General features: G+C 61.2%; 20 protein-coding genes. 13 read left to right on the forward strand and 7 right to left on the reverse strand.

Features of this window, described 5'->3' with window-relative positions; all coding sequences use genetic code 11:
- Positions 1-73 precede the first annotated feature (73 nt).
- The 10 genes from KUW18_RS01800 to KUW18_RS01845 all read left to right on the forward strand — a co-directional run bounded on the left by KUW18_RS01800 (position 74) and on the right by KUW18_RS01845 (position 12662).
- Positions 74-292: a DUF1656 domain-containing protein gene (locus tag KUW18_RS01800; protein ID WP_206939670.1), complete on the forward strand. Its 219-nt coding sequence runs from the start codon at positions 74-76 to the stop codon at positions 290-292.
- Positions 293-1156 carry an efflux RND transporter periplasmic adaptor subunit gene (locus tag KUW18_RS01805; RefSeq protein ID WP_222560673.1) on the forward strand — a complete coding sequence of 288 codons (864 nt, stop codon included), beginning with the start codon at positions 293-295 and terminating at the stop codon, positions 1154-1156.
- Complete coding sequence (locus KUW18_RS01810) at positions 1156-3330, forward strand: FUSC family protein (RefSeq protein ID WP_222560674.1); 2175 nt, start codon at positions 1156-1158, stop codon at positions 3328-3330. The genes KUW18_RS01805 and KUW18_RS01810 overlap by 1 nt, the downstream gene beginning before the upstream one ends.
- 30 nt (positions 3331-3360) lie before the next feature.
- Entirely contained in the window at positions 3361-4236 is an 876-nt protein-coding gene (locus tag KUW18_RS01815) for an AEC family transporter (RefSeq protein ID WP_206939676.1), read from the forward strand.
- 57 nt (positions 4237-4293) lie between these two features.
- Positions 4294-5436, forward strand: coding sequence for a PQQ-dependent sugar dehydrogenase (locus KUW18_RS01820; RefSeq protein ID WP_222560675.1), 1143 nt, complete (start codon positions 4294-4296; stop codon positions 5434-5436).
- A 377-nt stretch (positions 5437-5813) separates the two neighbouring features.
- On the forward strand, positions 5814-7016 hold the full coding sequence (locus KUW18_RS01825) for a glycine betaine/L-proline ABC transporter ATP-binding protein (RefSeq protein ID WP_222560676.1): 1203 nt from the start codon (positions 5814-5816) through the stop codon (positions 7014-7016).
- 5 nt (positions 7017-7021) lie between these two features.
- Entirely contained in the window at positions 7022-7855 is an 834-nt protein-coding gene (locus KUW18_RS01830) for a proline/glycine betaine ABC transporter permease (protein WP_308126719.1), read from the forward strand.
- Between the two features lie 144 nt (positions 7856-7999).
- A complete protein-coding gene (locus KUW18_RS01835) occupies positions 8000-8854 on the forward strand; it encodes a glycine betaine ABC transporter substrate-binding protein (RefSeq protein ID WP_222560677.1) in 855 nt (284 codons plus the stop codon).
- 321 nt (positions 8855-9175) lie between these two features.
- Positions 9176-10846: a BCCT family transporter gene (locus tag KUW18_RS01840; RefSeq protein ID WP_206939685.1), complete on the forward strand. Its 1671-nt coding sequence runs from the start codon at positions 9176-9178 to the stop codon at positions 10844-10846.
- Positions 10847-11000: 154 nt separating this feature from the next.
- The gene (locus KUW18_RS01845) at positions 11001-12662 is read left to right on the forward strand and encodes an ArnT family glycosyltransferase (protein WP_222560678.1); all 1662 of its coding nucleotides are present in this window, start codon (positions 11001-11003) and stop codon (positions 12660-12662) included.
- Here KUW18_RS01845 and KUW18_RS01850 read toward each other — a convergent pair.
- The 4 genes from KUW18_RS01850 to KUW18_RS01865 all read right to left on the reverse strand — a co-directional run bounded on the left by KUW18_RS01850 (position 12623) and on the right by KUW18_RS01865 (position 16305).
- Positions 12623-13345, reverse strand: coding sequence for a 3'-5' exonuclease (locus KUW18_RS01850; RefSeq protein ID WP_206939689.1), 723 nt, complete (start codon positions 13343-13345; stop codon positions 12623-12625). The two genes, KUW18_RS01845 and KUW18_RS01850, sit on opposite strands and share 40 nt — an antisense overlap.
- Before the next feature lie 6 nt (positions 13346-13351).
- Entirely contained in the window at positions 13352-15250 is a 1899-nt protein-coding gene (locus tag KUW18_RS01855) for a DUF294 nucleotidyltransferase-like domain-containing protein (RefSeq protein WP_206939691.1), read from the reverse strand.
- A gap of 96 nt (positions 15251-15346) precedes the next feature.
- On the reverse strand, positions 15347-15838 hold the full coding sequence (locus KUW18_RS01860) for an RES family NAD+ phosphorylase (RefSeq protein ID WP_315900626.1): 492 nt from the start codon (positions 15836-15838) through the stop codon (positions 15347-15349).
- The gene (locus tag KUW18_RS01865; protein ID WP_206940790.1) at positions 15835-16305 is read right to left on the reverse strand and encodes an antitoxin Xre/MbcA/ParS toxin-binding domain-containing protein; all 471 of its coding nucleotides are present in this window, start codon (positions 16303-16305) and stop codon (positions 15835-15837) included. Before KUW18_RS01865 ends, KUW18_RS01860 begins: the two co-directional genes overlap by 4 nt.
- An 835-nt stretch (positions 16306-17140) precedes the next feature.
- Here KUW18_RS01865 and KUW18_RS01870 point away from each other — a divergent pair.
- Positions 17141-18304, forward strand: coding sequence for a M20 family metallopeptidase (locus KUW18_RS01870; RefSeq protein WP_222560679.1), 1164 nt, complete (start codon positions 17141-17143; stop codon positions 18302-18304).
- A 21-nt stretch (positions 18305-18325) separates the two neighbouring features.
- The gene (locus KUW18_RS01875; protein WP_222560680.1) at positions 18326-19567 is read left to right on the forward strand and encodes an MFS transporter; all 1242 of its coding nucleotides are present in this window, start codon (positions 18326-18328) and stop codon (positions 19565-19567) included.
- A 76-nt stretch (positions 19568-19643) separates the two neighbouring features.
- Here the strand turns inward: KUW18_RS01875 and KUW18_RS01880 are convergent, their stop codons facing one another.
- The 3 genes from KUW18_RS01880 to dctP form a co-directional block, all read right to left on the reverse strand.
- Positions 19644-20033, reverse strand: coding sequence for a DUF4168 domain-containing protein (locus KUW18_RS01880; RefSeq protein WP_206939697.1), 390 nt, complete (start codon positions 20031-20033; stop codon positions 19644-19646).
- 343 nt (positions 20034-20376) lie between these two features.
- Entirely contained in the window at positions 20377-22572 is a 2196-nt protein-coding gene (locus KUW18_RS01885; RefSeq protein WP_206939699.1) for a TRAP transporter large permease subunit, read from the reverse strand.
- A gap of 136 nt (positions 22573-22708) precedes the next feature.
- Complete coding sequence (gene dctP, locus KUW18_RS01890) at positions 22709-23890, reverse strand: TRAP transporter substrate-binding protein DctP (protein WP_224908082.1); 1182 nt, start codon at positions 23888-23890, stop codon at positions 22709-22711.
- A gap of 754 nt (positions 23891-24644) precedes the next feature.
- Between dctP and KUW18_RS01895 the strand changes: the two genes are divergently transcribed.
- Positions 24645-25553: a DMT family transporter gene (locus KUW18_RS01895; RefSeq protein WP_206939703.1), complete on the forward strand. Its 909-nt coding sequence runs from the start codon at positions 24645-24647 to the stop codon at positions 25551-25553.
- The last annotated feature ends 16 nt before the right edge of the window (positions 25554-25569 follow it).

Below are 25569 nucleotides of genomic sequence, written 5' to 3' on the forward strand. Positions count from 1 at the left end.
CTCTGGCTTACTCGCTCTGGCTTACTCGATTCACGTAACGCATCCGGCACTTGGTTTGCCCAGGAGAGATTCCATGGCGCTCAAGGAAGTCGCCCTGGGCGGCATCTACTTCAGTCCCCTGCTGGTCTACGCGATCCTCGGCCTGCTCTTGGCCGCGACACTGCGCTGGCTGCTGCATCGCTGGCTGGGCAGCTCCCGCTACTGGCACGAGGCGTGGCTGGATACCTCATTGTTCGTCATCTGCACCGCTGCCTTCGCCTGGCTCGGTGCCCTTACCCCTGGAGCCACCTGAATGCGCAAGTCGCTACGTGCGCTGATCACCTTGATCGTGGTCGCCGCCGCCATCGCCTGCGGACTATGGCTCTGGCATTACTACCTTTATACGCCCTGGACACGGGACGCCCGTATCGGCGCAGAGATCATCACCATTGCCCCCGATGTCTCCGGCCGAGCCACTGAGCTGGCCGTGGACGACAACGTTCGCGTGGACGCCGGACAGACGCTCTTTCGTATCGACCAGGCGCGCTATCAAGCGGCCTTCGACAAGGCTTCTGCCATCGTCGCCCAGCGCGAGGCGGAACTGGCGCTGCGTGAGCATGAAGCGTCTCGTCGTGCGCAACTGAGCCGCCAGGCCATCAGTGCCGAAAACCAGGAGAGCGCCAATCGCAACCGGGATGTGGCCGCCGCCACCCTGGATCAGGCCCGCAGCGACCTGGCAAGCGCGCGTCTCGATCTGGAGCGCACCGACGTCACCGCCCCGGCGGCAGGGCATGTGCTGAACCTGCAGCTTGCCCAAGGCAACTACGTCACCCGTGGCACCGCCGTCATGGCCCTGGTGGTAGAAGGGTCCTACTACGTGACCGCCTACTTCGAAGAGACCAAACGCCCAGCGTTTGCGGTCGGGGATCCCGCCACGGTGATTCTGATGAGCGGAGATATCGAGCTGGCTGGCCACGTCGAGAGCATCGGTCGCGGGATTGCCGACGACAACACGGCGCCCAACAACCAGCTGCTGCCCCAAGTCGAGCCGACCTTCAGCTGGGTACGCCTGGCACAACGCATTCCCGTGCGTATTGCCCTGGATGAGCTACCCGAAGGGCTTGAACTGAGCGCAGGCATGACCGCTACGGTACGCGTCCAGCAAGAGTCGCGCTGATGCCGTTCTCTGTGTGGTGGCACGCCTATCTGACGCCGCCGGCCAGCGCGGTCAAGTTTGCCATCAAGGCGACGCTGGCCATGTTGCTGGCTCTGTATATCGCGCTCTGGTGCGACCTCGACCGCCCCTACTGGGCACTGATCTCCGCCGCCTTTCTGCAGATTCGCCCCATGAGCGGAATGGTCCTTGAAAAAGGTATCAGTCAGCTCAGCGGCACCCTCATCGGCTGTGTCGTCGGCATCGCCATCATGGCTGCCTTTGTTCAGGCCCCCACGCCAGCCCTGGTGTGCCTGACGCTGTGGATATCCGTGTGTGCCTACGCCGCCTCGTTGACCCGCAACAACGCGTCCTACGGCTGCATCATGGCGGCAGTCACCGCCATGTTGATCGTGATCATCACCGCCAGTGCCCCCGGGGGGCTGTTCGCGATTGCCGTTGCACGCCTGTCGGAACTGGCCCTGGGCGCCATTTGCGCCACCCTGGTCAGTGCCCTGTTGTGGCCGATCCAGGTACGCGACCACCTGGCCGACCTGGCTGACCAGGTGGTCAATCATGCCTTTCTCCATGGTGCCCTGCGCCTCAACAACAGCGACGACATCGGCGCCTTGCAGTCCACCCTGACCGCCACCCTGACGCCACTGACCCAGCTTGAGACCGACAGTCAGGCGGCACGTTATGAAGGCCCGGAGGGCAGTGGACGTATTCGCGCCAGCCATGTGCTGACACGTCGCACCTCACGCCTGCTGGCCATCCTGCATGCCCTGCAGCAGCTGCTGCGCTACCACGGCGATCGCCTGCCCGCCGAGACCCGCCAGCTGGCCCGGGACATGGCGGAAGGTCTGCGTCTTAGCGCCGAGGGGCAAGGGGTGAGCCAGGCCCGTGAGCGCCTGCTGCAACTTCGCCACCGCGCCCTCAAGTGCGTCGAGCGCGGCATCGACAAAGGCGGTCCTTGTCGCGGCGCTGTTGATGGCACGTCTCTCAACACGTCTGCCAGCACGTCTGGCGTCACTTCCAGCCCCCCTTCCGGACCTGCTGGTGAGCATCTCGATCCGGCCACGACCGGGGACCGTGACGGCGCCGAGGCCCTGCTACAGCTACGTCTCAATATGGGCATGCGCGAAGCCCTGGGCCATGCGCTGGTCATCCTCGATGCGCGTGAGGCCATTCATACCCCTGGCAAACGCCGACTGAAGGCACCCGCCCTGGCGTGGCACAGGGACCACCTGGCAGCAGCCCTGAATGGTCTGCGGGCAGGACTGGTGTTCGCCCTGCTGGCGACCTTCTGGCGCTACACCGCCTGGGACAATGGCCAGGTCGCGATGCTGGTCGGCACCCTGTTCTCGGCGTTCTTCGCCACTCGCGACAACCCTGCCATGGTCGCCGCGACCTTCCTCAAGGGCATGCTGGCGGCCATACCGAGTGCCTTCCTGTTCGGACACGTGCTGCTGGCCCAGGCCAACGACATCGTGACCCTGGCGCTGGTCTTCATGCCTCCACTGTTCGTCGGGCTGCTCGGTGCCGCCAATCCGCGGCTGATGGGGTACTGCCTGGCCTTCACCATCGGCAACATCCTGTTGACGATGCCCGGCAATGGCATGGATCTCACCTTCGATGGCTTTCTCAACCGCGCCATTGCACTGGTGATCGGCCTCTCCACCGTGGTCACGGCGTTTCGCCTGTTGCCGGGCCTCCCCCTGGCGGTGCGCAAGCGCCGCCTGGTGAAAGCAACGGTCAGCGACCTGCATCGACTGTGGCAAAGACCGCCGCACCAGGCAGAAACGCGCTTTGGTGGTACCATGGCCGACCGCCTGCTGAGTCTCGCCCGGCATGACGATGCGCTCCCGGAACAGCGGCGCTATCTGCTATCGCTGGGGCTGGTCGGCCTGGACCTGGGCTACGCCAGCCTGCACCTGAGGCGCCGCCTCGGCGAACAGGCAACCCCGATACGACAGGCGCTCGACCGCTTTGCCGCAGCCTTGGCAGACGACTACGGCGCCAGTGCCCGGGGCGAGCCACCCGAACATATGCGTGCTACCGGCGAGCAGCTGCTCGAGGCACTGGAACAGCACGGCAATGATCCCGTGGAACAACGCCTGACCGCGGGCTTGATCGAAAGACTGACCATGTCGCTTGAACGCCAGGCCGAGCGCTCGCGCCTGGCGCGTGAGCGCTGACCTCCCCAACCTCCAGGAGATTGCGCTTCCATGTTTGCCGAACTCTTTGCGGTAATGGCCCCGGTCATCACCGGAGCAGGCCTCGGGTTCTTCTGGATTCGACGCGGCTTCGACTACCCGGTGGCCTTCGTGACCAAGCTGGTGTTCAACATCGGCACCCCGTCGCTGGTCATCGCCTCTCTGGCCGGCGCCGACATCGATGCGTCGAGCTTTGGCCGAACGATGCTGGCAGCCGCGCTGGTGCTGTGCGCCATGGCCGCCCTGACCTTCCTGCTGGCCGTCATCCTGCGTCGGGACTGGCGCGTGCTGCTGGCGCCCACCATGTACCCAAATACCGGCAACATGGGGTTGCCGGTCGTGCTCTACGCCTTTGGCCAGGCAGGCTTTGCCTTCGGCATCACCGTGATGGTCACGGTCTCGCTGTTCCAATTCACCCTGGGCACGATGCTGGCCAGCCGTGGCAATCCCTTCAAGTCATTGATCAAGACCCCAACCGTCTACGCCATCCTTATCTCGATGGCCTTGCTGTTCACGGACACCCAGCTGCCGCTGTGGCTGCAGAACAGCGTTGACCTTATCTCTGGCTTCACCGTGCCATTGATGCTGATCACCCTGGGGGTATCCCTGGCCAGTATTCAGGTCAGAAGCCTGCGTTCAGGGGTCTGGTTCAGCCTGCTGCGGATTCCGATGGCGGCCGGGGTGGCCTGGGGTGTGGGTACCTGGCTATCGCTGCCACCCACCGCCCTTGCCATTCTGGTCGTGCAGATGAGCATGCCGGTAGCAGTGTTCAACTACCTGTTTGCCCAGAAGTCCCAACGCGAACCCGCCTACGTGGCCAGCCTGGTGTTCTGCTCCACCCTGCTATCCTTGATCTATCTGCCGGCACTGCTGGCATTGCTGTTGTAGCGTCTGTCGAGACAGCGGTGCTGTCGGAGCCAGGCATCTTGATCAACGGGAGACTGCATGATCCGCCGCCTCATCCTGACCCTGTCATTGACCGCCACGGCCCCATCCGCCTGGGCGGAACCGCCGCCGACCGAAGTGCCCGGGCTCTACCATCCGGTGGCCCTGGAAGTGATCACGGACGCGCTGGATACCCCCTGGTCGCTGACGTTCCTGCCGGATGGACGCCTGCTGGTCGGCGAGCAGCACGGCTCGCTCGCCCTGATCGACGACGGCCAGGTCGACACGTTGACGGGGCTGCCCGAGGTGTCGACCCAGGGACAAGGCGGACTCTTCGACCTGGCCCTGCACCCGGACTATGGCGACGGCGTCCACGACTGGCTCTACTTTGCCTGGGCGCGTCCCGCCCAGACTGACGACTCCCAGGATGAAGACGCCGAGGGCGATGCCACCGCTGTGTCTCGCGTGTGGTGGGACGGTGAAAGGCTCGGCCGCGTCGAACCGGTATTCGTGCAGAACCGATTTTCTCGACCTGGACGTCACTACGGGGGCAGGCTGCTGTTCGATCACCAGGGTCTGCTGTGGCTGAGCATCGGCGACCGTGGCGATGGCGAGCGGGCACAAGATGCGCGAGACCATGCCGGCAGCCTGTTGCGCATGACGGCGGAGGGCGCGCCAGCCACTGACAACCCTGCTATCGAGGGCGCGGCAGCGGAACTCTACTCCCTCGGTCATCGCAACCCCCAGGGGCTGGCCCTGGCCGCCGATGGTCGCCTGTGGGCCACCGAACATGGTCCTCGTGGCGGTGATGAGCTCAACCTCATCCAGCCTGGGGATAACTATGGCTGGCCGGACGTCACCCGTGGCCGCGACTACGCCACCAACCTGCCACTGGGCGTGGACAGCGCACCGGGCAAGCGCGACCCGCTGCACGTCTTCGAAGGGCGCTTCGCGCCTTCGGGCCTGGCCGTGGTGAGCGGCAATGAGTTTGCGGACTGGCAAGGTGACCTGCTGGCCGGAGGCCTTCGCAGCGAACGCCTGGTGAGACTGCGTTTCGACGCCGATCAGTTGATCGAAAGAGAGGTCATTCTCGACGGCGAAGTGGGACGAATACGCGACGTCAGGGTGGGTCCCGAAGGGGCCGTCTACCTGTTGACCGACGCCAACCCGGGGCGCCTGATCCGACTCTCACGGGCTCGCTGAGGCCCCCTGCCACAGGCCCACAGCCCGTCGCGAAAAGCCACAAAACTTCCTCGCTCCCATGCCTAAACGGCATGGGTGGCGATAGCTCTCATGCACAACCCCTTGCGCTGCGCGAGATTGCTTTCAAGCACTCTTCGCCCCCATGCTTAATTTGAATGATCTTTCAAAGACCTTTAGGGTATTGCACTTTTCTGCGCCTCAACGGTGAAAGATGGCATGCTTTCACCCAGCGCGGCTGCGGCAGGGAAAGCCGCAGCCCCGAGGCCTAGCTTCCAGCATTGGACGACGAACGCCGACGCCAACGACCGCATGACGTCGACCTTCATCGTTCGAGCGCCTGGGAGCCAACACGTCACCTGAAAAGGCATCCCGTACCCATGAGCGATAACCGATCCGTCAAGATCAAGGTTCGCGGGCTGAGCAAGGTCTTCGGCGACCAGCCAAAGAAGGCGCTCAAGCTTCGCGACGAGGGACTCAAGCGTCCCGACATCCTCGAGAAAACCGGCCAGACGCTGGGCCTGTCGAACATCGACTTCGACGTCCATGAAGGTGAGCTGCTGGTCATCATGGGCCTGTCCGGCTCCGGCAAGTCCACCTTGATTCGCTGTCTGAACCGGCTGATCGAGCCGACCGAAGGCGAGATCGTCATCGATGGCGAAGATATTCCCCAGCTGTCCGACAAGGCGCTACTGGAATGCCGTCGCAGGCACTTTTCAATGGTGTTTCAGAACTTTGCTCTGTTTCCCCATCGCACGGTGCAGCAAAACGCCGAATTCGGCCTCGAGATTCGCGGCATCGACGCGGATACCCGAGCCAAGACGGCCCGCGACGCCCTCTCCCAGGTTGGCCTGAAGGGCTGGGAGGATGCCTATCCCAATCAGCTGTCCGGGGGTATGCAGCAGCGGGTGGGCCTGGCCAGGGCACTGGCCAACGACGCCAGCGTGCTGCTGATGGACGAGGCCTTCTCGGCGCTGGATCCGTTGATTCGCAAAGACATGCAGCAGGAGTTGCTGGAGCTTCAGCACCGCATGAAGAAGACCACCGTGTTCATCACCCATGACCTGGATGAGGCGCTGAACATCGGTGATCGCATCGTGCTGCTCAAGGACGGTGAAGTGGTGCAGATCGGCACGCCCGAGGAAATCCTGACCAAGCCCGCCGACGACTACGTGGAACGCTTTATTGAAGGCGTAGACATGTCGCGAGTATTGACGGCATCCAGCGCCATGCGTCCGGTGCGTGCCACCGCGCGAGAAGATGACGGTCCGCGTACGGCGCTGCGCAAGATGAAAGAAAACGCCATGGACTCGATCTACGTCACCAGCCGAGACCGCAAGCTGCTGGGGCTGGTCGAGGCAGACGCTGCCAATACGGCCATTCAGGCCGGTCAGGATCGTCTCGATGGGGTACTCACGCAGGACTTCCGCACGGTGGGCCCCGACGAGCCGTTGCATAATCTCTTCGCCCTGTTCAACGAGAAGAGCTTCCCGATCGCCGTGATCGACGACGAACGACGCCTGCTGGGCGTCGTCGTCAAGGGCGCGGTACTGGATGAACTGGCACAGGCAGGAGATCAATAATGGCGATCGAGATTCCTCGCATTCCCCTCGGAGACTGGATCGAGACTGGGCTGAACTGGCTGACCACAGAGTATTCTGGTGTTACCCGTGGCATCTCGCGATTCACCCAGACCGGTATTGATGGTCTCAACGATGCACTGATGTGGCTTCCCGACTGGGCTCTGCTGGTGATCATCGCCGGCCTGTGCTGGAAACTGGCCAGCCCGCGACTTGCCATCGGTGCAGTGATTGGCCTGGGACTCATCTGGGACCTGGGCCTCTGGGATCCGATGATCGAGACCCTCACGCTGGTGGTGATCGCCACCCTGGTCGCCGTGATCATCGCACTGCCCGTGGGCATCGCCGCAGCGCTATCGGACAGGCTGTACCGAGCGATCATGCCGATTCTGGACTTCATGCAGACGATGCCGGCCTTCGTCTACCTGATTCCGGCTATCCCCTTCTTCGGCATCGGCTCGGTATCCGCGATCTTTGCCACGGTCATCTTCTCGATGCCCCCGGCGATTCGTTTCACCACTCTGGGTATCCGCCAGGTGCCGGTGGAGCTGATCGAAGCCGCGGACGCCTATGGCGCCACCCGAGGCCAGAAGCTGTTCAAGGTTCAGCTGCCGCTGTCCCTGCCGACCGTGATGGCCGGCATCAACCAGACCATCATGCTGGCCCTGTCCATGGTCGTCATTGCGGCCATGATCGGCGCCGACGGTCTGGGTAGCGAAGTCTGGCGCGCGATCCAGCGCCTGCGCCCGGGTGACGGCTTCGAGGCTGGCATCGCCGTGGTCATTCTGGCGATGTTGCTCGACCGTCTGACCCAGTCACTGCGCAAGGAACGCAAGCAGTAAGGGCTGGCAGCGACGGATGGGGCACGGCCGTTGACGCCCGCGCGCCCCATCCATTTGCAAGATGCCACCGCCTGCTTCAGGCTTTAACAGCTTGGAAACACGGCTGATGGAACCTGTTTCACTCATCGCAAGGAGAGTCACAGCATGTCACTGAAGGCAACCCGTACCCTCGGCCTGGCGCTGGCCGTCAGCGCCGTCGCCACTGGCGTGAACGCCCAGGACAAGGGCTCCGTGCACCTGGCCTACGTGGAGTGGTCCTCCACTGTCGCCTCTACCAACGTGGTTCGTGCCGTACTGGAACAGGCCGGCTACGAGGTCGAAACGTCCGCCCTGTCCGCCGCCGCCATGTGGCAGTCCGTCGCCAGCGGCGACGCTGATGCACTGCTGGCCGGCTGGCTGCCGACCACCCATGAGGACTACTACGCTCGCCTCAAGAACCAACTGGTCGATGCAGGGGTCAACCTCGACGGCACCAAGCTCGGCCTGGTGGTCCCGGCGGACGCGGATATCAGCTCCATTGACGAGCTGAACGACCACGCTGACGAATTCAATGGCGAGATCATTGGTATCGATCCCGGCGCGGGCCTGATGCGCCTGACCGAGGAAGTGGTCGATGCCTATGATCTCGATCTGGACCTGCGCACTGGCAGCGGCGCCACGATGACGGCGGCACTGGGCAGTGCCATCGACCGCGGCGAGCCCATCGTAGTGACCTCCTGGACACCGCACTGGATGTTCGCCCGCTGGGATCTCAAGTATCTCGACGACCCGCAGGGCGTCTACGGCGGTGCCGAGCAGATTCACACCATCGTTCGCCAGGGGCTCGAGGACGACATGCCGGAGGCCTACTCGATTCTCGAAAACTTCGAGTGGACCCCGGAAATGATGGGCGAAGTCATGCTGATGAATCAGGAAGACGACGCCGACCCCTATGAAAATGCCAAGCAGTGGGTCGAGAACCATCCGGACGTCGTCAAGGAGTGGCTGGGCGAAGCCTGAGCCCACTTTACCGTGTTGCGTCACTCCGACGCGGCCGTTTTCAGGGGTGCCCCAGGGCGCCCCTGCTGTCGTTGATGTCCTCCACGCTGTCGTCGCGGGAACGCTCTACAGCCGCGGAATGTGACATGCTTGTGGCAGCATTGGCAGCGCGTCCTCGGCCCCTGCCGTTGAAGATGCCGCTGGCAAGCGCCTTCAGACAGGCCACACTTCAGGCAGGCACGGCCAACAGACTGGCACAACAAACGAGCAACGAGTGACAGCAGCATGGCTTGACGGCAGCAACACTTTGCACCTCATCTTCAAACGCAAGGGAGATCGCACGTGGAAACAGACCCTAACCACAAGCCCTCGAGCGCCGATACCGGCAGCGAGGGGGTACCGGCCCCGGACGGGCCCGCCAATCTGATCGATACCGATTACGTCATCGGTCAGGACAATATCGTCACCAAATCCTTCGGCGTGGACGTCGACCTGCACGGCAAGGTCTTCTCCGTCTCATCGCTGCTGATTCTGGTGTTCGTTATCCTGACCCTGGCCTTCCAGACCAGCGCCGAGCCGTTCTTCAACGGCATCCGCGGTTGGCTGACCAGCAACCTGTCGTGGGTCTTCCTGCTGGGCGGCAACGTCTTCGTGCTGCTGTCGCTGGGGCTGATCTTCACCCCTCTGGGCAAGGTCCGTATCGGTGGTGCTCACGCGACACCTGACTACAGTTACATGGGCTGGTTCGCCATGCTGTTCGCCGCCGGCATGGGCATCGGCCTGATGTTCTACGGCGTGTCCGAGCCGATGTCGCACTTCTCGACGGCGCTGGGTGGCACGACCGTCGGTGACAACGGTATTCGCACTGACTGGGCGCCTCTTGGCGGCGCCGCTGGCGATGAACAGGCCGCCGTCAATCTGGGCATGGCCGCTACCATCTTCCACTGGGGGCTCCACCCCTGGGCAGCCTACGCCATTGTCGGCCTGTCGCTGGCCATCTTTTCGTTCAACAAGGGCCTGCCGCTGACCATGCGCTCCGTGTTCTACCCGATTCTGGGTGAACGCGTGTGGGGCTGGCCTGGACACCTGATCGACATCCTGGCGGTGTTCGCCACCTTGTTCGGTCTGGCGACCTCGCTGGGTCTCGGTGCCTCCCAGGCAGCCGCCGGCCTCAACGAGCTGTTTGGCACACCGAACACCGACACCACCATGGTGCTGCTGATTGTCGCGATCACTGGCGTGGCGCTCTGCTCCATCATGCTGGGCGTCGACAAGGGCGTACAGCGTCTGTCCCAGGTCAACATGGTGCTGGCGTTCCTGCTGCTGGCCTTCGTGATCATCGTTGGCCCGACCCTGGCGATTGCCACCGGCTTCTTCTCCAACCTGGGGCACTACCTGGCTGAACTGCCAGCACTGTCCAACCCCTTCGGCCGTGAAGACGCCAACTTCGTGCAGGGCTGGACTGCCTTCTACTGGGCCTGGTGGATCTCCTGGTCACCGTTCGTCGGCATGTTCATCGCCCGTGTCAGCCGTGGCCGCACCGTGCGCGAATTCCTGACGGCCGTGCTGCTGGTACCGACCCTGGTCTCGGTGCTGTGGATGACGTCGTTCGGCGGCACCGCCATCGAGCAGTACATCACCGATGGCTTCCAGGGTGTGCAGGATGCCGCACTGGAGCTGAAGCTGTTCGCCATGCTGGGTGAGCTGCCGCTGGCGTCGATCACGTCGTTCATCGGCATCGTGCTGGTCATCGTGTTCTTCGTGACCTCCTCCGACTCCGGCTCTCTGGTCATTGACTCGATCACCGCAGGTGGCAAGGTCGATGCCCCCAAGCCGCAGCGCGTGTTCTGGGCACTGATCGAAGGCGCCATTGCCATTGCCCTGCTGCTGGGTGGTGGCCTGACAGCGCTGCAGGCGGCAGCCGTGTCGACCGGTCTGCCGTTCACGCTGGTGCTGCTGGTGGCCAGTTACGCCATCATCAAGGGCCTGATGAGCGAGCCCAAGGCCGTCTGATTCGACCTGACAGCTTCGTATCATCTACCGTCGGCGGCCTTGTGGCCGCCGACGGTCGTTATGGCCGCCTGAAAAAGCAGCACCCTCCTGCCGGATAAGCCTCTGCTAAGGTTTGTCGTCTAGGGTGACGGGCATCCGTTGATGGAGCCCTGTCATGTCCAAGCACTCCCTGTCCAAGCTACCCCTGCCCCATTTGACACCATTGACCACGGTGATGCTGGCGGCAGCGTTGCTGATCGTCGTGCGCGTGGCATCTACTCCGTTGATGCCCATCGACGAGACCCGCTATCTGGGTGTTGCCTGGGAAATGTGGCAGCACCACCTTTGGCTGGTACCCCAGCTCAATGGCGAGCCCTATGCCCACAAGCCTCCCCTGCTGTTCTGGCTCATTCATCTGGCCTGGGTGATCTTCGGCACCGACGACCCGGTCGGGCGCCTTGCGGTGCCTTTGGTGGGTCTACTGAGCTATCCACTGCTGGTGGCCATTGTTCGCGTCGGATTCCCGCAAAGCGTCGCACAGGCGCGCTGGGCTCCCGGGCTACTGCTGGGCATGACGCTCTGGTCGGTCTTCTTGCCGCTATCGATGTTCGACATTCTGCTGACCACCTGCCTGCTGCTGGCAGTGCTCGGCCTGGTCGGCCTAGCGCGATACGGGGGGACAGGTTGGGTAGTGATGAGCGGCGTGGGGCTGGGACTCGGATTGCTGGCCAAGGGGCCGGTGATACTGCTGTATTGGCTGCCGCTGGCGCTGGGAATCGGCTGGTGGTCGCCGCGCTCACTTGGCGCCAGCGCGATGGCACTCTGTGGCTCTGGGACAATCGGCCTGGCCATGGGCCTGGCCTGGGCCTTGCCCGCGGCACAGGCCGGTGGAGCCGACTATGCCCGTGACATCCTGTGGGGCCAGTTTGCCGGCAGGGTCAGTCATTCCTTTGCCCACGCCCGCCCCTGGTACTGGTACCTGCCGCTAATCCCGCTGGCGCTGTTTCCCTGGTCGATGACATCGTTGTGGTGGCGTCCCCGACTGACGTCCCGACTGGCCCGCCTGGCTCTGCTCGGCGTGCTGCCAGCGGTCCTTGTACTGAGCCTGATCAGTGGCAAGCAGGCGCACTACCTGATCCCGACACTGCCCTTCGCTGCGCTGTGGATCAGCCTGGGCTTGCCTGGCAAGGGGCAGCCACTGCTGGCAAGCCACGGCAGATGGCTACGACATATGCCATGGCTGGCAGTCCCGCTGCTGCTGGTCATGCCGGAGCTCTTGCAGACACTGGGAGGCGTTACGCCTGTTCACAATGGCTATCGCGCGCTGGCGCTGGTTCCCCTGCTGCTGGCCATGATCGCTGCTCCTCAACGCTCTTCGCGCCTGGCCCTGCTGGTGTGGCCGGTCACCCTGACCTGCCTGCTGGTCAGCACCCGCCCGCTGCTGACACAACGCTATGACCTTACTCCTCTGGCCCAGCGACTCCACCAGCTGGAGACTCGCGGAACTCCCGTTGCCTACGCCGGGCGCTACGCGGACCAGTTCCAGTATCTTGGCCGGCTGCAACGCCCTCTGGTCGAGTTGGAGGACGACGAGGTGGATCGCTGGTGGGCTTCCCATCCGAACGGTCGCATCGTCACCAGCGACGATCAGCTTCCGCTACCCGAGAACGCCACCACCATCCTCTATCAACCCTATCGAGGAAAAACCTATCGCCTGCTGACACGGTCACCGAACGGACGACCCGGCAGTGTCGCAGGGGGCCACCCGCCACTGCTGTGGGAAGGCCAGCCTAAGGCTCAACTCCAGAGCATTCCGATGGGCGTTTCCGGAGCGTAGTTGCCGGCGACCTGGGCCTGCAGCAGCTCGGCCGTGGCGATAGCATCGGTCAAGGCATGATGTCCGTGGTAGTGAGGCAGGCCATAGCGCACCCGGCTGTCATGCAGGCGGATGGAGGCCGGCGGCCGCCCCATCCAGCGTCGAAAGCGCGCCATCAGTGATTGCCGATGGATTCTCGCCTCCAGGGACATGGTGTCGATGACCGGAAAACTCAGAGTCTCCTGCCACTTAGCCTGCACGGCAGCCTGCAGAAAGGCCCTTTCGATGTGGCGATAGTGCACCACCAGCAGGTGCCCGGCCATCGCCTCAAAGACCTCCTCGAGCACCTCTTCGATGCGCGGTGCTCCCTGGATATCGGCGTGGGTGATGTGATGGAAGGTGACCGATTCGGCCTTGAGCGTGCGGTGCGGCCTGACCACCCAGTAGCGTCGCTCCGACAGACGAATCCGTGACAGTGAGAACGGTACCAGGCCAATCGACACGATCTCGTCTCGCTTGGGGTCCAGCCCAGTGGTTTCCAGATCCAGGGCCATCAGCGGGGCCTCCTGCACGGGCAGGATCGGGGACAGATCCGCACCAGCAAAGAAGTCCACCAGGGCACGCTGACGACTCTGCTGGCGCCGGGCCACCAGGTAGTCGTGCCAGTCAGGGGCCGAGCGTGTCTTGGGTCGAAGGAGTGGCATGGCCGCCTACCTGTGCGTCATCGGGTAGCGAAACTTGAGAAACTTCTGGGCATTGCTGAGCGCCTGGAAGGCATCCTTCAGGTGATGGCGCTCTTCGCTGGACACGTTTTCGGGCTCGATGTTGTTGTCCGGCTGCTGCTCATGCTCGAGATCGATGACCTGATGGCGAATCCGCGACATCGACAGAAACTCCAGCGCGTAGCGCAGCCGGTCACTGACGCCTGGCGCCAGCAGCTGAGTGCGGTCGATGTCATCGAGTCGATCGAAGCTGTTCTGGGCACGGGACCCACAGGCCAGGGCATGGATACGAATCAGATCGACCATGGGAGCGGTGCCCCGGCGCTTCAAGTTGATCGAGTTGTTGTGCTTGCCGTCCTTCTCCATCACAAACGTCCGAAAGAAGCCAAGTGGCGGCGTACGGTTGAGAGCATTGCGCGCCATGGCGGCCAGGAAGCGCTTGTGCTGTGATGCCTTGGTAGCCACCAGGTCCTGCAAGGCTTCCACCAGCGGGTTGTCGCCATGCACGGTATCCAGGTCGAAGAAGATGGAGCTGTGCAACAGCCCCTCCGGCGAGGGCTGCTCGATCCATTGCGTGAAATAGCGCTTCCATACCGCCAAGGGCTGACGCCACTTGGGATTGGTGGCCATCACGTCGCCCTTGCAGTAGGTGTACCCGCAGGCGGCAAGGCCATCACTGACGCGTTTGGCCATGGTGGCAAAGTACTCGTCATGCAGCGCCGGGTCGAAGTCGTCGGAGAGTACCAGGGCGTTATCCTGGTCGGTGACAATGCTCTGCTCGTTACGCGCCATGGAACCCAGCGCCATGAAGCAGTAAGGAACCGGTGGCGGCCCCAACTCCTCTTCCGCCATTTCCAAGAGGCGCCGGGTAAAGCTGCGACCGATGGTCGACAGCGCCTTGCCCACCATCTGCGAGTCGGCGCCATCATGCACCATCCGCACGAACGCTGCCTGCACGTCGGGGGCCAGCTTGGCCAGACTCTCCACCGATGGCTGGTGAAAGATATTGCTCACCAGATATAGGCTGCTCTGGGTCTCGTAGCGAATGATATCGGACAGATGCACGATGCCCACCGGCGAACGGCGGTGCATCACCGGCAGATGATGGATGTTGTTACGCAACATGCACAGCATCGCTTCCTGCACCGACTCATCGGACTGTATCGCGATCAGCCGACGACCCGCCACCTCCCCTACCGGGGTATCCGGTGACAGCCCCTCGGCGACCACCTTGGTACGAAAATCGCTGTCGGTGAGGATCCCGGTCACTTGCCAGTAGGTGCCCTCGCTGTCCTTGAAGGTATAGCGGGGGTTGTCCCCGGGCTTGTCCAGCACCAGCACGGCCGACGCCTGGAAGTCGCTGATCTGGCGGGCCGCGTGTTGCACCGTTGCACGGGCCTCCACCATCACGGGATAGCGGGTCAGCAGCTTGCGGATCCGCGTCACCATCATGTCGTTGTTCTTGCGCTGGCTTTCGACCGCCGTCTCGAGCCGGGGGCGATCCACCTCGACAAAGTCAGAGAAGGCTTCATCGGCCTCGCACAGCCGATGGAACATGGCCTCGGGAATGAAGTAGATCAGACTGTCTTCCAGCGCCTTGGCGGGAAAGCGAACTCTGCTGTGGCGCAACAGGCTGAAATGGCCAAAGATATCGCCCTCGCCAAGCAGGTTGTAAAGCTCGCCGTTGCGGCGCGAGACCTCCACCGCGCCACTGCGGATGTAGCAGAACTCCTCGTGCACCGCATCGAGCTCGAGAATCGTCGAGCCCGCCTTGAAATAGCTGACCTGTACCTGGCTCGCCACCTCATCCAGCAGCTCATCCGTGAGACCATCAAAGGGCGGGAAGCGCCCCATGTGCTGGCTGATTTCCAACAGTTCCGCTTCCATGGTGTCCTCCGCGCGGTGCCGGTACAGGCGCGCTACATGCTCGGCGCTCTCATGCAGAAAGGATGCGGGCCATGGCAATGGCTGTAAAGCGTTTGCTCACTCGGCGGGAGGATGCAGCCGTGGGTCCAGGGCGAAGGGCTCGATCACGACGATCTCGACGCTCTCCTGGCCCGTCAGCGGATTCATCACGATATTGCGACTATGTCGGGAGACCGTCGAAGGCACTGTTATAAAGGGATAACGAGACAGCAGCTCGTCGCCATAGCACTGCTGACCAAGGCTAGGCGATCCAGGAACCAACCAGGTGGGGTTGGGCAAGTCCTCGGGCACTACCTCAAACACGCTGCCAGGATCAGTGATACGCACGCACAACAACATATGGGGGATGGTATCCAGCGCCTTGAAACCCTTATGCACCGCGACTTCGAGGATCGCCGTTGATGGATCGCAGGCCCCATACACCGCCGCTCGCCCCTTTGTATTCCAGCGTCCGCCAGCCAGCTTTGCACCGACACCACTGCTCCAGCTGGCCATATGCCGCTCTCGTTCAAGCCGCCACAGCAGCAGATCCTTGCCAGCGGATGTCACGTGTACACTCCCTGATCCAGGCGGGTAAGAAGGTCGTCCACCAGCTCGTACCCCACCTGGGTGGTGAGAAGATCTATCGGCTTGCGCCCCTCAAGCCCCAAGGCCGGTGTTCCCATCCAACGCTCTGCTTCAGCAGCATCGCCCAACACATCTTCCGCCCTGGTAAGCACCTCGGCGAAACGCCAGGCACGACTACTCTGCTCAGTGTTAAGCGGCTCCGGCGACTTGATCCGACGATAAAGCGTGCGTTCGGACATACCGATCAGCTTGACGGCCATTGCCCTATCACTAAGCAGGTCAACTGATTCGACAAATCGCAATACATCGCGAGACGGCAAGCCCTTCTCGATCATCTCGTGAATGTACAGGGCCGTCGTTGCCTCGGGTGCAGGCTTGCCCAGCAGGCGCTCCAGCGTGCGTTGCAACAAACTCGTCTTGGCATCGAGGGCACATTCGGCAACCTTCATTATGAGCTCCTTTGACAGCCATCTGTCAAAATAATAGTGCCATCTGGCAAAAGTGTCGAGAGACCTGAGCTTGACGGAAAGAAGGTCCGCTGATCCGGATAGTCAGCAGGGCGCGTTCGCCAGTTCGCCTGGCGTGATCCCCATGGGCAACCGACCAGGTCGGTGCCATCTCCTGAACGCGCTTCATCATGTCAGGACTTCACGGAATGGCCAGACCCCTGTCATGGAACGTCTCTACCCCGAGCCCACCGCAATACCAGCGTGCGCTGCACACTGGCCAGAGTATGGCGAGTATGGCGGATATAGCGCAGGCAGCGTGAAGCATGACGGATGCCTATCAAGTGTTTCGATCACAGCGTGTTTTCTTCACCGCACTGACATGAATAACGCAGGGCGTGACACGAGCAGAGTTCTCACTTGCAGCACATGCAAGCGGCTCGACATCAAGAACCTGACATAGTTCCCAGCACAGCTCTTACTGCAGCTCCTAACACCGCTTTTATCTACCGAAGACAATTCGTAAGTCTAAAGCGTTACCTCGTCTGGTACAGCGAGCGCTTTCCTCAGGCAGTCCTTAAAAAAACAAGTGAAAAGCCGAAAGACGTAAAAAGGTCATTATGGTGAATCATCTCATATACAAGCAGTTCGTGTAAAAACAGAAGCAAATGCCTTTTCCATAGAGGAATGTCAATTTTTCATCCGAAACCGCCATGCATTTTTATTGCAAACAAGAACGCGCTATTAAAAAATATTAATCGACAACACCTCTAGCAGCTCCGCGAAAAAACGCATCGCGTATAAGCGGAAGTTAAATCCCTATCCAGAAGGCATCAGCATGACACCTTTAGAGTTTGCGAAAGAGAGCGCCAGATACACCATTGATCTACGTCAGCATTTCCACGAAAACCCAGAACTGAGCCAGCAGGAATTTAAAACGGCAGAGCGTATTTGTCATGAGCTCGACAAATTAAACATCTCCTATGAAAAGGAGGTGTGTGGTACTGGAATACTGGCAACCATTGAAGGTCAACCTGGGGATGTCGTTCTTGGCCTTCGTGCAGACATTGATGCACTGCCAGTCACGGAAGCCTCTGGCGTCTCATTTTCCTCAAAAAACCAAGGGGTGATGCATGCATGCGGCCACGACGGCCATATCGCCATGCTACTGACTGCTGCCAAGTTCCTGTCGGAGAACAGAGACACGTTCAAAGGAACAGCCAAACTTATCTTCCAGCCTGATGAAGAGCTTGAGGGCGCCGCTCAGAAGATCGTGGCCGAAAGAAGCGATTTTTTTGAAGATATGACTGCCATTGCTGGACTACATGTGTGGCCAGATATTCCCGTCGGCACCATCTCTGTCGATAGCGGTCCGCGCATGGCAGAAGCCGACTTCTTCGATATCACAATCGTAGGAAGCAGCGGCCATGGATCCATGCCTCACCAGACCATCGACCCTGTATTGATTTCAGCGCATGTCATTACCAGCCTTCAGAGTATCTGCAGCAGACAGGTTGATCCCTTCCTTCCCACCGTGGTCAGCGTGTGCGCGGTCAATGGCGGAGTCGCTCACAACGCTATTCCCGATACCGTCCACCTCAAGGGCACATGTCGCTACTTCTCCAATGACACGAGAGACACCATAAAGCAGCGTATTGAAACCATCGTGCAGGGTGTTACCTCATCGTTCGGCGCAACCTACGAGATTGAATACCTCTATGGAGCACCATTCGTCGAGAATGACGAACACTTTTCATCGCTGGCACAGCAGTCCGTCATCAATACACTTGGAGCGTCCGCACTTGTCTCAGTCGCGCCCTCCATGGCGGGTGAAGACTTCTCGGAATATCTCCAGAAAGTTCCGGGGTGCTTTGGCTTCATCGGCATCGGAAAAGGTGAGGGACAGTATCCGCTACACCATTCGAAATTCGATATGCAAGAAGCCGGCCTGATCAACGGCGTGGCGTTTCTTGTCGATTATGCTTCTTCTCTCCTCAAGTAAATCCATCTGCAGAGAATACCCATGAACTCAAGGCTATTTAAGTATCTACAGATACTGGCGCTATCATCGGCCGGGGCGACCATCTATCTCATTCCCTACATCAGGTATGTATTCTACGATTACCAGATTGCGGCGATGGATATCAGCAATCAGCAAATTGGCCTACTGACCACTATCTATACGGTGGGCACCACCCTGCTGATGATCCCTGGGGGTATTCTGGCAGATAAGAGCTCCACCAAGCGCTGTATTATTTTATCGCTACTCTCGACGTCAATACTGACCTTCATCTACGCCTTCAACATGGGCTATGGCATCAGTCTGGCCATCTGGTTCCTGCTATCGTTCTCTACCGTGTTTGTTTTCTTGGGTGCCCTCATGAAAACGATTCGCCTGATCGGGGGAGAAAAAGAACAAGGGTTCATGTATGGACTTTACTACATGGGCAACGGACTCTTCGGCGCGGCCATCAATGGCATTGCTGTGTGGGTACTAGGCTTCTCGGACGACATGTCGCAGCAATTCTTCTACGTTGTCATGATTTACGGCATCAGTACCACGGTTGCAGCAGCCGTCGTCTGGTTCCTCATCAAGGAGGATCGCGAGGCGTCCCGCAACCTTGTTACCAATAACTTTGATAGCTCGCAGATCGTGGTCCTGCTCAAGAGCCCAGTGCTCTGGATCTTCTCGGTCATTATCTTTGCCGCCTTCATGATTTTCTCCAGCAACGTCTACTTTACGCCTTATCTGACCGACATCTATGGGGTCTCTCCTGAGCAGTCTGGCATTCTTACCATCTTCAGAACCTACGTATTCTATATACTCGCTCCCGTCAGTGGTCTTATCGCCGACAAGGTGTTCAAGTCGACCAGCCGCTGGTTCGTGGTACTTTTCGCGATCCTTGCCCTACTCTACACCGGCGTGATCTACATGCCAGAAAATGCCAGTTCGACCATGGTCAGCCTCTATTCCCTGCTGCCAGGCATCTTCAGCTTGTCGCTCTACGGCATCGTGTTCTCCATCGCCAGTGAAACCAAGATCCCGGCATCTCTGATGGCTACCGCTGCAGGCATTGCTTCGGTGATTGGGTTCTCTCCCGACCTGTTCTCAGCGACGCTTTTCGGCCACTGGCTAGATCTGGACAAGGCGCTTGGCTACCACAATATCTTCCTCACCCTGGCCTTGGTCAGCGTGCTGGGAATGATTGCGTCATTCACCATCAGCGCCAGAGCAAGAAAGCTGGCCCTCCAGGTCAGCCACTGACGTAAGGCTGCCCCCAAAACGAAGACGCCCCCTCCGGCGGAAAGCCGGAGGGGGCGTCTTTATGGACAGTCACCTATCAGGACTGCGCCATCTCCTGAACGCGCTTCATCATGTCAGGATTCTGCTGAATGGCCTGGCCGATGGCATTGAACTTCTCCACCTCGAGCCCGCTTTGCTGTACGGCCTCGACCATCTTCTGGTTGGCCTCGGTGCGCACATCCTGCTGGGCCTGCTGGTCCTCGGCCTCTTGCAGGCGCTGGGTGTAATCCTGAGAAATCGTGGCGATCTCCTTGGACGCATCGGCAAACTTCTGCAGTTCGGCGTCAGAGAAGTTCTGTGCCTGTACTGCTGCTTCCACGTCGGCGCTGGACGATGCCTGGGCGCTGGCGTCTTGAGCGTGGGCCGTGGCGCTCATCAGACCGGCGGAGAGCAGTGCGGCAGTAATCAGGGCAGTGAATCGTTGCATGAAGTCCTCCAGGAGGTCATTGAGAATTCGTCAATCGCTCGCCCATTGTGACGACACACGTTCGCATCGGTTCCCCACGATCGTGTTACGGAATGCAAGCCAGCTGTCTCCAGCGAGCGACATCAGCGTGAAGAGCTGACCCCATGGTACGCCAACGCTGCGTCAGGTGAAGAGCAGAATAGCGGACACTTCTCGCGGTTTCTGTCACTACGTGGTGGGGGCAGCGACTCAGCCGTGCCGGCGCGGATGTGCCGACACTCGCGCCTGCGGCTAGCGAGCCAAGCACTGTCTCCCCTGCCACCGGATGCTCCGGCGACAGGGAGAAGCGTTGGCCTAGCCGGCGCTATCCGTAAGCCAGGTTGGGTAGCCAGGTCACCAGCGCCGGGAACAGGATGACCAGCAACAGCCCCAAGGCCTGCAGAGCCAGGAACGGGAAGGATGAGCGGAATATCTGCCCCATGGTGATATGGGGAGGACACACGCCCTTGATGTAGAACAGCGCATAGCCAAAGGGAGGACTCAGAAACGACATCTGCATGTTGACCAGATAGATGACCCCGAACCACAGCGATACATCGGCGGGATCTACGCCAGGCAGCCCCAGCACCCCGGTAAAGTCGAGCCCCTTGATCAGCGGCACGAAGATCGGCACCGCCAACAGCAGGATACCGACCCAATCCAGGAACATGCCCAGCGCCACCAGCAACACCATCATCAACGCCAGTACCGCGTAGGGACCGAGCCCAGCGCCGGCGATCAGGTCCTGTACGAAGGTCTGGCCCCCCTGCAGGATGTAGAAGCCGACGAAGATGCTGGCGCCGAAGATGATCCACATCACCATCGCCGTGGCCACCAGGGTCGTCATGCAGGCGGCGTGCAGATTGGGCCAAGTCAGGCGCTTATGCAGTGCCGCCACCAGCAAGGCACCGAAGGTTCCGATACCGGCCGCTTCCACCGGCGTGGCGACGCCGGTGAAGATGATCCCGAGTACCAACATCACCAGCGCGATGGGCGCCAGCATATTGCGCAACAGCCTCAGCTTCTCGGCGCTGGACACGCGATCTTCCACCGGCATCGGCGGTGCCACCTTGATGTTCAAGGTACCCCGCATCCAGCAATAGAAGGCGTACATGCCCGCCAGCAGGAGACCAGGAATCAGCGAGCCGAGATAGAGCTCGCCTACGGACTGCTGGGCGATGACGCCGTAGATGATCGCCAGGATCGAGGGAGGGATCAGAATGCCCAGGGTGCCGCCGGCCATGATCGAGCCCAGCGCTATCTCGGGCTGATAGTTGCGCTTGAGCATCGCCGGCAAGGCGATCAGCCCCATCGTCACAACGGCGGCGCCTATCACACCGACCATGGCGGCCAGCAAGGTGGAGGCAATGATGGTGGCGATGGCCAGTCCGGCCTTGAGGCCCCCCATCCACTTGTAGACCACATCGAACAGCTCTTCGATGATGCCCGCTTTCTCCAGTACCGCCGCCATGAAGATAAACAGCGGGATGGCGGACAGCTGGTAATTGGTCATCATCGGGAAGATCCGCGATGGCATCAGGTTCAGCATGTGCTGATCGCCCACCAGATACAGGAAGACGACACCGAGCCCACCGGTGACGAAGGCCAGCGGCAACCCGGCCACCAGGACCACCATCAAGGTGCCGAACATCAGTAACGTCAGCTCGCCAATGCCGACGGTGGCCAGGGCATTCTCCAGGCTCATCGCCAGGCTTTCATAGTCGGTCAGAGCGATGTTGACCACTTCATACAGCGTGTAGGCACCCAGCAGCAGAGCCAGCCCCACCAGTACGGCAGCAAAGGTCCGGCTACCGGCGTGGCTCTGGCGGTGATGGGCGTAGGACTGCATATCGCGAATCAGCTGCGCGATGCCCTGCAGCAGCAACAGCAATGCCCCCAGGAACAGCATGAATTTAACCGGATAATACTGTACGGCCCATTCGGTGAAGGACACCTCATTGGCGTAGCTGTCTCCAAACCACCAGACATCACTGACCGACTGTGAGAAGAAGCGCCACCCGGTGGTCAGTAGCGCCAGGGTGAAGATAAAGAAGAAAATCGAGGTGACCAGGTCCAGCGCTGCCTTGTTGAGCGGCGCCGCCCGCTGGTAGAGGATATCGACTCGTACATGCCCCCCTTCACGCAGGGCGAAGGCGCCCGCCAGCAGGTATTGCATGCCGAACATCAGGGTCATCGACTCGTGCGCCCAGTTGGTCGGCGAGTTGAAGGCGTAGCGCATCAGCACTTCGTAGGTGAAGACAAAGGGGGCGATCAGCGACCAGTAAGCCACATAGCGACCGGCGAACCCCGAGATGCGGTCGATACCCGCCGTCAGCGCATTTCCCGGCGGCACATAGTCAGCCTGCTCCGACGACACAGGCGTCTCGGCCGTATCACTGCCGCTGACCTGACCGCCGCGGCGAAAACTTCTGTCCACCAACAGCATCACGACCAGCGGCAACCCCGCCAACACCGACCAGTACAGCCAGTGAGGCAGAACGAAATCGATCTGAAGATTCATTGACGCTCCTCCGCAGGCCGCCGGCTTGCTGCAGGCGACCACGGACCATTCATCGAAGCCGATCGGGCAGTCCCGGGCGGCACGTCAGTCATTCAAAGGTACTCGCGACGCTGGCGCCCCAGCGTCGCGATTGTCCTCAAGCGTTGAGCTCGAAATCCTTGATGTCTTCTTCGGTGATCAGGGCCACCGCCGGGTCGAGCATGGTGTTGAGGTGGGCGCGGAACAGCTTCGCCGCATCCGGATCCTTGTTGGCCCATTCGAACCACAGCGGGATCGCGGCATCGCGGAAGCGGTCGGCATCCTCTTCTGACAGGTGGATGATCTCGACACCCTTCTCGCGATACTTCGGCCAGGCCTCGGCGTTGGCCTTCTGGATGGCGGCGTAGTGCTCGCGGGAGTAGGCAGCGACCAGGTCGTGCATCAGGTCCTTGGTCTGATCGGACATGCGCTCGTAGACGCGGCGGTTGACCGCAATGTCCATGAGGTCGACCGCCTGGTGCAGACAGGGCGTCGAAGGCGGGCCCATGATGATGTAGTCGGTCACCTGCCAGAAGCCCAGCTCGAAGTTGACCGCCGCACCGGTGTAATCCGCCGCATCAATCGTCCCCTTCTCGAGGGCCGGATAGACCTCTGAGCCAGGCAGCAGCGTGGTACGGGCGCCGATCTTGGCGAAGGTTTCGGCGACGATGCCACCGGGCATGCGGATCTTGACCCCAGCGAAGTCGTCAAAGCTTCTCAACGGCACCTTGGAGTGAATCAGGTTGAGGTCGTGGTGCACGTAGCCCAGCAGTTCCTGACCCTGTTTGCGGTAAAGATCCTTGGCAATACCGAAGCCGCCGTAAGCGCCGAACATCATGTCCCACTGGTGAGGCACGGACAGGCCCATGGGGTAGGCCGTCAGAAACACCCCAGCCGGCATCTTTCCTGGCCAGTAGACGGTGAACCAGTTCTGTCCATCGAGCACTCCATTGCGAACCGCATCGGCTACCTCGAAGGCGCCGGCGACGGCGCCGGCAGGAAAGGGCTCAATCGTCACTTCACCACTGGTGGCCTCGGCCACACCGTTAGCCCATTGTTCGAAGATGCGATAGCCGGTCGTCCCTGGCTGCCAGGACGATTGCATGCGGATGCGAATGCCCTGCTGAGCCTGCACATTGCCGACCCAGGGAGCCGCCACCGCAGCGGCAGAGCCCACCGCCGCAGCCTTGAGGAAGCGGCGGCGATCCGGCGTCACAGGGCTGGCAGCGGCCGCATGGGTATCGAGAGGTGTCGTAGACATGCCAGGCTGATCTTGCCGGGACTTGTCGATCGGAGACATGGCAAAACTCCAGGTGGATCGGCACGCCGAGGGTCGGCGGTGCCAGGTGCGTTGTTGTTGTCGATCCATGGCGTCAGCATTGACTACCGCAGGCGTTCCCGGATGGGATCCAGGCCCTGCACGCGTCCATGCGCAGACATCCGCCACCTGACTGCAGGTATTTCCCCAGCGATGCGGCATCAGAGCTTTGGTGATGTGCGGCTTGAGCTGCTGCGCAGCCATATGCCGGCTCACCGTTTTGCAGCTAAAGCTGTGATGGAACGGAGCCCTGATTCACTAGAGCACACACCTGTCGCGGGACGGCTGTCGTCGAAAAAAAGCTAGCGAAAAGCACTAATACGGCCAACGCAGTGTTTCAACGCAAGTGCCTTCTCCGATTGGTCTGACCAGTGCCCATAGAGGCAAAAAAACCCGTAAAAACAATCTAAATCATGGTCTGACCAATCATCTGACGACGTCTCGACCTACGACCAAAGCACGACAGCGACGGGCCATCGGCAGCTCCAGCCCGGCCGCCTTTTCAGGCATCATGGGCTCTGCTTTCACGGCTCGAACCTCCGGGCCCTGGCTTATCGCAAAGGAGCCTCTCCATGGAACGGATCCTGTCTTCTCGGCAGTCGCCGGGATCGCTGCCCGTATTCGCCACTGCAACCACCACTGCATGCGCCACTGAATTCGCCACAGTCGCCATCACAGTCGCCGCCACAGTCGCCGCCACCATCACAGCGCCTGACGTGTGCTCCGAGACGCACCCATGAGCAGCACGAAGACGCTGCCTGGCGGACTGACAGCAGCCATGCCGTTGGTCTTCGTACTGCTGTGGAGTACCGGCTTCATCGGTGCCAAATTCGGCCTGCCCTACGCCGAGCCCTTCACCTTTCTGACCATCCGCTTCATCGCTACCCTGGCGCTGCTGGTACCGATTGTGTTGCTCACTCGATCGGCATGGCCACGGGGGCTGCGTCTGTGGGGGCACGTCGCCGTGTCGGGGTGCCTCGTCCATGGGGCCTATCTAGGCGGCGTGTTCTATGCCATCAGTCTGGGTATGCCGGCGGGGCTGGCCTCTTTACTGGTGGGCCTGCAGCCGCTGCTGACGGCGGCACTGGCGGGCCCATTGCTTGGCGAGAGGCTCACACCGGTGCAATGGCTGGGGCTCGTGATGGGGCTTGCAGGCGTCAGCCTGGTGCTGGGCGGCAAGATGGACCTGTCGGCCCTGTCCTTCGACGGGTTCGGCTGGCCTGCGCTGGCCTGTACGCTGGTCGCGCTGCTGGGTATCGCGCTGGGAACGCTGTACCAGAAGCGCTTTTGCACCGGCATGCCTCTGCTGGGGGGCAGCGTGGTGCAATATCTGGGCGCGCTGGCGCTGCTCGGTGGGGGTTGCCTGCTGCTGGAAAGCCGCGAGGTCGAGTGGACACTGACCTTTGTCCTGACCCTTGGCTGGCTGGTGCTGGTGCTGTCGATCGCGGCCATTCTGCTGTTGATGCTGCTGATCAAGCGCGGAGAAGCTTCCCGGGTCGCCAGCCTGTTCTACCTGGTTCCGCCGGTGACCGCGGTCGAGGCCTGGTGGCTCTTCGATGAAGGCCTGCCGGCGCTATCCCTGGCCGGCATGGTCATCGCCATCGCCGGGGTGGCGCTGACGATCCGTGCCAAGCGCGGCAGGTGATGCGCCGGCACCGGGC

This window comes from Halomonas sp. DP5Y7-2 (assembly GCF_019802025.1).
Lineage (GTDB): Bacteria > Pseudomonadota > Gammaproteobacteria > Pseudomonadales > Halomonadaceae > Halomonas > Halomonas litopenaei_A.

Excerpts from the sequence above, each read along its gene's own strand:
- KUW18_RS01835 (WP_222560677.1), top strand. The coding sequence starts at position 8,000 with ATGTCACTGAAGGCAACCCGTACCCTCGGCCTGGCGCTGGCCGTCAGC.
- KUW18_RS01845 (WP_222560678.1), top strand. The coding sequence starts at position 11,001 with ATGTCCAAGCACTCCCTGTCCAAGCTACCCCTGCCCCATTTGACACCA.
- KUW18_RS01800 (WP_206939670.1), top strand. The coding sequence starts at position 74 with ATGGCGCTCAAGGAAGTCGCCCTGGGCGGCATCTACTTCAGTCCCCTG.
- KUW18_RS01875 (WP_222560680.1), top strand. The coding sequence starts at position 18,326 with ATGAACTCAAGGCTATTTAAGTATCTACAGATACTGGCGCTATCATCG.
- KUW18_RS01825 (WP_222560676.1), top strand. The coding sequence starts at position 5,814 with ATGAGCGATAACCGATCCGTCAAGATCAAGGTTCGCGGGCTGAGCAAG.
- KUW18_RS01850 (WP_206939689.1), bottom strand. The coding sequence starts at position 13,345 with ATGCCACTCCTTCGACCCAAGACACGCTCGGCCCCTGACTGGCACGAC.
- KUW18_RS01810 (WP_222560674.1), top strand. The coding sequence starts at position 1,156 with ATGCCGTTCTCTGTGTGGTGGCACGCCTATCTGACGCCGCCGGCCAGC.
- KUW18_RS01885 (WP_206939699.1), bottom strand. The coding sequence starts at position 22,572 with ATGAATCTTCAGATCGATTTCGTTCTGCCTCACTGGCTGTACTGGTCG.
- KUW18_RS01805 (WP_222560673.1), top strand. The coding sequence starts at position 293 with ATGCGCAAGTCGCTACGTGCGCTGATCACCTTGATCGTGGTCGCCGCC.
- KUW18_RS01895 (WP_206939703.1), top strand. The coding sequence starts at position 24,645 with ATGAGCAGCACGAAGACGCTGCCTGGCGGACTGACAGCAGCCATGCCG.
- KUW18_RS01880 (WP_206939697.1), bottom strand. The coding sequence starts at position 20,033 with ATGCAACGATTCACTGCCCTGATTACTGCCGCACTGCTCTCCGCCGGT.
- KUW18_RS01815 (WP_206939676.1), top strand. The coding sequence starts at position 3,361 with ATGTTTGCCGAACTCTTTGCGGTAATGGCCCCGGTCATCACCGGAGCA.
- KUW18_RS01870 (WP_222560679.1), top strand. The coding sequence starts at position 17,141 with ATGACACCTTTAGAGTTTGCGAAAGAGAGCGCCAGATACACCATTGAT.
- KUW18_RS01820 (WP_222560675.1), top strand. The coding sequence starts at position 4,294 with ATGATCCGCCGCCTCATCCTGACCCTGTCATTGACCGCCACGGCCCCA.
- KUW18_RS01865 (WP_206940790.1), bottom strand. The coding sequence starts at position 16,305 with ATGAAGGTTGCCGAATGTGCCCTCGATGCCAAGACGAGTTTGTTGCAA.
- KUW18_RS01855 (WP_206939691.1), bottom strand. The coding sequence starts at position 15,250 with ATGGAAGCGGAACTGTTGGAAATCAGCCAGCACATGGGGCGCTTCCCG.
- dctP (WP_224908082.1), bottom strand. The coding sequence starts at position 23,890 with ATGTCTCCGATCGACAAGTCCCGGCAAGATCAGCCTGGCATGTCTACG.